At 43.0% G+C, this 980-nt stretch carries 1 protein-coding gene; it reads left to right on the top strand.

The genetic code is table 11. The annotated features are described in order from the left end of the window. The first annotated feature begins 89 nt into the window (after window positions 1–89). On the top strand, window positions 90–971 hold the full coding sequence (locus tag JMY09_RS14375) for an IS982 family transposase (protein ID WP_201624634.1): 882 nt from the start codon (window positions 90–92) through the stop codon (window positions 969–971). Window positions 972–980: the final 9 nt, after the last annotated feature.

The following is a 980-nucleotide window of genomic DNA, read 5'->3' as shown; positions in this document are numbered from 1 at the left end:
ACCCCACTCTCAACTTCGAAAGTGATTGAAAAAAGAAGAGCACCTCACTAATCTATTGTTTTCGACCAAGAATACAATGGAGTTGTGAGATGCCCATAGACGAATTTATCATCAATATCTATTTAATGGTAGAGCAATATTACAAAATAGTCGTCACCAAACCCTTGCGAAATGCAGGTTACGCGCCAAAGCTAAGTGATCCTGAGGTTATTTGCATGGAGATGGTCGGTGAATTTTTACACCTTGATCAAGACAAACAAATTTGGCAATACTTTACCCAGCATTGGCAAGACTGGTTTCCAGCCATCGGCTCATACCCTAACTTCGCAAAGCACTGCGCCAATCTGTGGCAAGTCAAACAGCAGATACAAGATAACGTCAGTCAAATTGAAGGCCGTGACAACATTCATTTTATGGATGGCTTTCCGATACCCGTCTGTCATTATGGACGCGCTTATCGGCATAAGAATTATCAAGACTTAGCAGCTTTTAGCTACTGTGCCGCTAAGCAAGAGAGGTACTATGGCTTTGAAGGCCATTTGCTTGTTAACTTATCGGGCATGATTAAAGGCTTTACCTTTGCTCCTGCCAATGTTGATGAAAGAGCGGTTGCCCCAGAAATCACCACTCATATTCATGGGCTACTTGGCGCTGATAAAGGGTATATCAGCCCTAGTCTGACATCGTACTACGACGCTCAAGGCGTGGATTTACAAACGCCACTCAGAGCCAACATGAAAGAGGATAGACCCAAACCTGTGGTAAGGCGGCTAATGAAAGCCCGCCGTATCGTTGAAACAGTCATTGGTCAGCTATCAGAACGATTTAATATACAAAGGGTACGAGCAAGAGATTTATGGCATTTGTCTCATCGATTGATTCGTAAAATCCTGTCACACAATCTGTGCTTTGTACTCAACAAAAAACTTGGTAATCCGCCTCTTCAGTTTGATTTGCTTATTTCAAGTTGAGAGTGGGGT

Origin of the sequence: Psychrobacter urativorans, from assembly GCF_904846695.1 — a bacterium.
In the GTDB taxonomy this organism is placed as follows: Bacteria; Pseudomonadota; Gammaproteobacteria; order Pseudomonadales; family Moraxellaceae; genus Psychrobacter; species Psychrobacter urativorans.
Note: the sequence above shows the minus strand (reverse complement) of the source record. Positions and strands in the feature narration are given on the sequence as shown.

Coding starts and splice junctions, on each gene's coding strand:
- JMY09_RS14375 (WP_201624634.1), top strand. CDS start 90: ATGCCCATAGACGAATTTATCATCAATATCTATTTAATGGTAGAGCAA.